Annotated in this window: 4 protein-coding genes; 2 read left to right on the forward strand and 2 right to left on the reverse strand. The window is 69.7% G+C overall.

The features are described from left to right. Together D7X55_RS33975 and D7X55_RS33980 are read right to left on the reverse strand one after the other, a co-directional pair. Positions 1-2,126: putative metal-binding motif-containing protein (locus tag D7X55_RS33975; RefSeq protein ID WP_121725227.1), on the reverse strand; the 2,126-nt coding region annotated here is incomplete at its 3' end. Positions 2,127-2,205: 79 nt separating this feature from the next. After that, positions 2,206-4,611, reverse strand: a complete 2,406-nt coding sequence (locus D7X55_RS33980; RefSeq protein ID WP_121725226.1) for an endonuclease MutS2 — start codon at positions 4,609-4,611, stop codon at positions 2,206-2,208. Positions 4,612-4,686: 75 nt separating this feature from the next. On the opposite strand from D7X55_RS33980, the gene D7X55_RS33985 reads away from it, so the two are divergent. Continuing rightward, positions 4,687-5,421 (forward strand): tetratricopeptide repeat protein, encoded by a 735-nt coding sequence (locus D7X55_RS33985; RefSeq protein WP_120552920.1) that lies wholly within the window; start codon positions 4,687-4,689, stop codon positions 5,419-5,421. A gap of 67 nt (positions 5,422-5,488) precedes the next feature. Further along, positions 5,489-6,158, forward strand: a 670-nt coding sequence (locus D7X55_RS33990) for an adenylate/guanylate cyclase domain-containing protein (protein ID WP_147470314.1), incomplete at its 3' end; no start/stop codon positions are given.

Consider the following 6,158-nt stretch of genomic DNA (forward strand, 5'->3'; position numbering starts at 1 on the left):
CCGCCTCCACCGGTTGCTCCCAAGCCTGTTGTTCCCTCGGAGCCCGCGACGGGATTGGTCGAAGAGCCACCCGCACCACCCGCTCCACCTGTCAAACTTGCTCCCGTGCCACCTACGGCGCTGCTTCCGCTGTTCTCGCTACCACTCGCGCCGTTGGCTCCGTCATTTGCGCCAATGCCATTGGCGCCGCCACCCTGACCCCCTCCGCCACCATTGGCGGTGAGCCGCGCGTCCGAAGTCAGGTTCACCTGGAAGGCTTCCAGCACGATGCGGCCCCCGCTTCCGCCGCCGCCACCACCCGCTGCCTGCGGTGAAGTGGTCGCCTTTCCGCCCAGGCCGCCACCACCGCTGACGGAGAGGGTCCTGCTGACGGTCAGCGTCCTGGCCACGGAGAGCTGGAAGGCGCCACCGCTGGCACCGCCCAGTCCACCTGTGGCGCCACCTTTGCCTGCGCCGTTGCCTCCCGCGCATCCACCAAAGAACGGCGTGAAGGCCGAGGCCTGCTGGGCGCCTGGGGCGCCTGGGTTGGCATTGGCGTCGTAGCCCTTGCCGCCAATGGCTCCGGCGGTCGCTCCACCCGCGCCACCTCCGCCGCCGCCCTCGCTACCAGCGAACGCCCCGTTCTTGCCCTGCGATGCCGTGCACTGCTGATTGCCTCCGGCCCCGGAAACCGGAACGCCGTTCACGATGCGCCCGCTGGCCAGGATGTCGTGGTTCAACGTGGCATCCCCAAACACGGCGAGGATGAGGGGGCGGCTGCCCACGATGCGTAGCTCTCCGCCGAGGGCCAGGTTGCGCACCGGGATGAGCAGGATGTCCGGGCCACCCGTTTGCTTCTGGGTCTTGATGGTGATGTCCCCCGTGCCCGGGCCGGCACCGGCGGGAGTCCAAGTCTTGGCATCCGTGTCGAACACCACCGCCCCGGTGGTCCTCAGGTCATTGATCTCACCGCCGGTAATGCTGCTCGGATTGAAGTTGGCGGGCGTGTAGGGGAACGCGATGCATTGACCATCCGCACGGCACACGCGCGGCGTTCCCGAATTGTCCTCGCTGCAGGGCATGTTGAGCCGCGTCGAGTCTGGCGCGTAGATGCAGGAGTTGTTCGCCGTGCAGCCCGCGACGGTGTTGCACTCCCTGGGCGGGCAGGGCGTGTCCTTGCCGATGCACGTGCCATTGCCATCGCAGGTCCCCGGGGCATGGCAGACGTTGCCATCGGTGCAGACCGTCGTGGCCGGCTTGGGAGCGTACTCACAGTTGCCATTGGTCGGGTTGCAGCTTCCCGTGGCCGCCTGGCACTGAGGGGTCGCCGGCAGGTTGCACGTCTTCATGTCACCGACGCACTGCTTGTCGGCCGTGCACCGGCCATTGGTGATGCACAGGTTCCCGGTGTCACAGGACGCGCCCACGGCCACGGTTCCTTCAATGCATGCACCCGTGGACGGCTCGCACGTGACGCTCGTCTGACACTGGTCCGCCGACTGTTTGCACTTCGGCTCGCCGCCCCCGCACTGCGCTGCCTCACCGATGCCGATGCATTTCCGGCCCACGGTGCACAGGTCGCTGGCGTCCGTGCACGTCCTGTCCGCGCACTTCGAATCCGCGCACGCCTTCTTGCCATCACAGTCGAAGTCGACCGCCGTGTCGCACTGCTCCGGGGCTCCCGGATAGACGTCCTTCCGCTTGTCATCGCAGTCGGGGACACCGGTCCATTCGCGGCCTCCTGTGGAAGGGTAGCCGTCTTCGTCCCCATCCACTGCCTCCAACGTCACCTTGAAGTCCGTGAACTTCTTGGGGACGACCTGGAGCGCAGCGTCCGTGAACGTCTCCACCGCCGGACCCGTGCACTTCGGGTCGACGTAGGACGTCACCGTGACGCTCAAGGTCGTGTCCCAGTCCGCCTTGCGGCGCACCGCGACCAGGACCTCTTTCTTGTCCGGGTTCTTGAACTGGGCCGCCGGGATGTCGGTGGCCTCCTGATGCCCCTGGGCGTCCTTTGCCTCCACGCGCAAGCACGCGGGCTTGAAGGTGCCGTACTTCACGGACACACGGATGGCGCCTTCCTCGGGAGCCTTCTCCCCACAGGCGGCCAGGAACATCACGCATCCCAACAGGCAGAGCCGATACATGGCGCCGCACTGTAGCGGACACCTCCCGGGACAGGGGAGCGGGGCAGGGAAGACCCCGACTCCCCGTCAACCGGGGACCTCAGCCTCGCAGGGACACCACCGTGACGCCGTCCCCGCCCTCGTGGCTCTCACCCGGGCGGAACATGCGGATGTAGGGCGACGCGGCCAGGTGGTCCCGGATGGCCTGTTTCAGGGCGCCGGTGCCGTGCCCGTGGATGATGAGCGCGGCCTCCTCACCCTTGCGCATGCCCTGGTCCAGGAACGTCTCCAGCTCCGCCAGCGCGTCGTCCGCGCGCATGCCGCGCACGTCGCAGCGGAAGTTCGTGGCCTCCACCTGGGACGGCGCCGCGGAGGCCGCCCGCTTCAGGGCCGCCTCGCCCTTCTTCTGGTCCGGGAACTTCGCCTGCTGCGGCTTCTTGCCCCGCGAACCGGACAGCTCCGTCGTGGGCACGCGCATCTTCAGCGCGCCACCCGCGGACACGACCGCCTGGCCGTCCGTCAGCTCCAAAATCTCCACGTCCCGGCCCAGGCCGGAGTGGTGCACCCACGCGCCCACCTTCAGGTTCGCGGGCCCCGGGGCCTCCACCTGGAACAGCTCCGCCTTCGCCGCCGCCGCGCGCTTCGCCGCCTCGTCCGCGCGCTGCTGCAGCTGCGCCCGCGCCTCGGAGAGCGCCTTCTCGTTCTGCTCCGCGCGCAGCTTCGTCAGGAGGTCGCGGACCTCCTGGGCGGCGTGCTCGCTGGCCGCGTGCACGTCCTCGTTGAACTGCATCATGCGGCCCTTGCGCTCGCGCTCGAAGGCGACCTTCTGCTTCTCCAGGTCCGCGCGGAGGGCCTCCGCCTCCTTCGCCGCGATGCGCGCCTTCTCCAGCTCCTCGGTGAGCTTGCGCCGCTCGTCCTCCGCCGCCGCCAGCGCCTTGGTGAGCGGGCCGCCCGCGTTGAGCGACAGCTCCCGGGCGCGCTCGCACACGGAGGCCGGCAGGCCCACCCGCGCCGCCACGTCGATGGCGGACGACTGGCCGGACGCGCCCATCTGCAGCCGGAACGTGGGCGCCATGCGCTTGGCGTCGAAGCCCACGCGCGCGTTGAGGAAGCGCGGATCCATGTGCGCCAGCGCCTTGAGCTCCTCCAGGTGCGTCGTCACCAGGACGTACGCCCCCTTGCCCAGCAGCTCCTCCAGCACGGCGATGGCGATGGCCGCGCCCTCGCGAGGATCCGTGTCGGAGGCGATCTCGTCGATGAGCACCAGCGAGTTCTCCGCCACCGCGGCGAGGATGTCGCGCAGCAGGGTGACGTGGCCGCTGAACGACGACAGGCCCTGCGACAGGTCCTGCGTGTCACCCACGGTGGAGTGCACGGAGCGGTACAGCGGCATCCGCGACCCCTCGCCCACCGGGATGGGCAGGCCCGCGCGCAGCATCAGCGCGCACAGCCCCACGCCCGTCAGCGTCACCGTCTTGCCGCCCGCGTTGGGGCCGGACACCACCAGCGCCCGGGCCTCCTCGGTGAGCGTCACGTCGTTGGACACCACCTCCGTGCCCTTGAGCACCAGGCGCGGGTGGCGCAGCGCGCGCAGCTGCAATTCCTTCACGTCCACGAAGGTGGGCGTCGTGGCGTCCAGGTCCGAGGACAGGACGGCGATGGCCTCCACCTCGTCCAGCTCCGCCACCGCCTCCAGCCCTTCGAGGATGCGCGTGGACTCGCGGCCGACGAGCTTGCTCAGCTCCTGGAGGACCTTCAGCTCCTCCTCCGCGACCTCCGACTGCGCGATGGCCAGGTCGTTGCCCAGGCCCACCATCACCTGGGGCTCCATGAAGAGCGTCTGCCCCGTCTGGCTGGCGTTGTGGACGATGCCGTCCACCTCCGCGCGGTAGTTGGACACCACCGGCACCACGTACCGCCCGTTGCGCAGCGTGTAGTAGTTCTCACGCAGCTTGGACGTGAACGTCAGGTCGTGGAGCATCTCGTCCAGGCGCGTCTTGATGCGCCGGTGCAGGCCGCGGGCGCGGTCGCGCGCCTCCTTCAGCTCCGGACTGGCGCGGTCGGAGAGGGTTCCGTCCGGTTCGAAACACTGATCCAACCGGCGCGCCATGGCCTCCAGGAAGGGCAGGCGCTTGGAGATCTCCACCAGGCGGGGGATGCGCTCCTTGCGCTCGTCCAGCGCCTCGCGCGTGCGGGCGAAGGCGAAGAGCAGCTGGGCCGCGTCGATGAGCTGCCGGGGCTCCAGCACGCCGCCCTTCTCCGCGTGGCCCACGGCGGCGCGCAGGTCCGTCGCGCCGCCCAAGGGCATGGAGAACTGCTGCTGGGAAAGGAAGCGGGCCTCGTCGACGAGCGCCAGCGCTTCGGTGACTTCCGCCTCGGTGTCCAGGAATGGACGGGAGAGCACCCGCTCCCTTCCTGGCTCGGTGCGGCAGCGCTGCGTGAGCGCGCGGAGCACTTCCGAGAAACCAAGGTCTTCCAGCGTCCGTTGGGAAATCTGCACGGTCATGGGTTTCATGCGAGGCCGGGTGCCCGTCAAGGGGAAGTATTGAGGTGGCCCACCGGGACCTGCTATCTGCCAACCATGATGTGGGTTCTCGTGGCGGCGCTGCTTGCGGGCGCGTCCGACGCACCGGCCTCTCCGGTCCTGACGGCGCAAGCGACCCCGGCCTCCAATCCGCTGGCGGATGCGCTGGCGTTGGAGGCCTCGGGCAACGACGCGGGAGCCCTCGTCGCCCTGGAGCGGTTGATTACCAACCAGCCCCGCTGGGAATTGCCCCGGCTGGAGGCCGCGCGGCTGCTCCTCAAGGGGGGCAGCGCCCCGGAGCTGGAGCGCGCTGCCACCCACCTGGACGCCGCCCTGCGCGAGGCCCCGGACAACCCCCGCGTGTACTTCCTCCAGGGGCAGCTCCAGGAGGAGCAGGGCGCCACCTTCGACGCCATCCGTGCCTACGAGCGCGCCGTCACCCTGCGCCCGTCCTACGACGACGCGCGCTTCCGGCTGGCGGGCCTCTGGGCCCAGGCGGGGGACTGGCTCAAGGCGGAGCTGCACTACCGCCCCCTGTCCAAGTCCCGGCCCGCGTGGGTGCAGGTGCGCATGCAGCTGGCGGCGGTGCTGGAGAAGCAGGGCCGCACGCAGGACGCGGAGCGGGAGTTCCTGGCCGCGCGTGACGCCCAGCCGGACAACCCCGGCGTCCTGCGGACCCTGGCGGCGTTCTACGAGCGGACGGACAGGCCCCAGCTCGCCGCGAAGGTGAGGGCGCAGCTGACGGCGCCAGCGAAGCGAAACATGCGGGCCCTCAAACCTTCGAAGCGCTGACAGCGAGCAACAGTGCGCGGTCCGTGGCGATTGCTCTTCGCGACGCGCTGCATACACTGCGCCCGCTTTGAAGACCGCCAACCTCGCCATCGTCTTCACCGACATCAAGGGCTTCACCGAACGCACCAGTCGGCAGACGCTGGAGGAGAATCAGCGGCTGCTGCAGGTGCATGAGGCGTTGCTCGCGCCGCTGTTCAAGGCGTTCGGTGGACGCATCATCAAGTCCATTGGCGACGCGTTCCTGGTCACCTTCGAGTCCCCCACGCAGGCCGTCCTGAGCGGCATCGCCATCCAGGACCGGCTCTGGCACCACAACCGGGAGCTGCTGGAGGATGATCAGATCCACGTCCGCGTCGCCGTGAACGTGGGCGAGGTCCGGGTCGAAGCCAACGACATCTTCGGCGAGCCGGTGAACATCGCGGCGCGCGTGGAGGGCATCGCGGAAGCGGACGAGGTCTTCTTCACGGAGGCCGTGTACCTGGCCATGAACAAGGCGGAGGTGCCGTCGCAGGAGGTGGGCGCCTTCGAGCTCAAGGGCATCCCCGGGAAGATCCGCGTCTTCCGTGTGCCGCGCGCGCCCTACCGGGTGCTGGCGCCGACGCCGGACGCGGTGCTGCCCTCGCCGGAGGAGGCGGCCGCGCTGCCGCCCTACGGCAACCTGGCCCTGGCGCGTGTGACGGACTCCAGCATGGACCTGGGCGCCCTGGGCCAGCGCGCGGCGGAGGGCGCGGCGGCGG

Source organism: Corallococcus sp. AB049A, from assembly GCF_003668885.1.
GTDB classification, from domain to species: Bacteria; Myxococcota; Myxococcia; order Myxococcales; family Myxococcaceae; genus Corallococcus; species Corallococcus interemptor.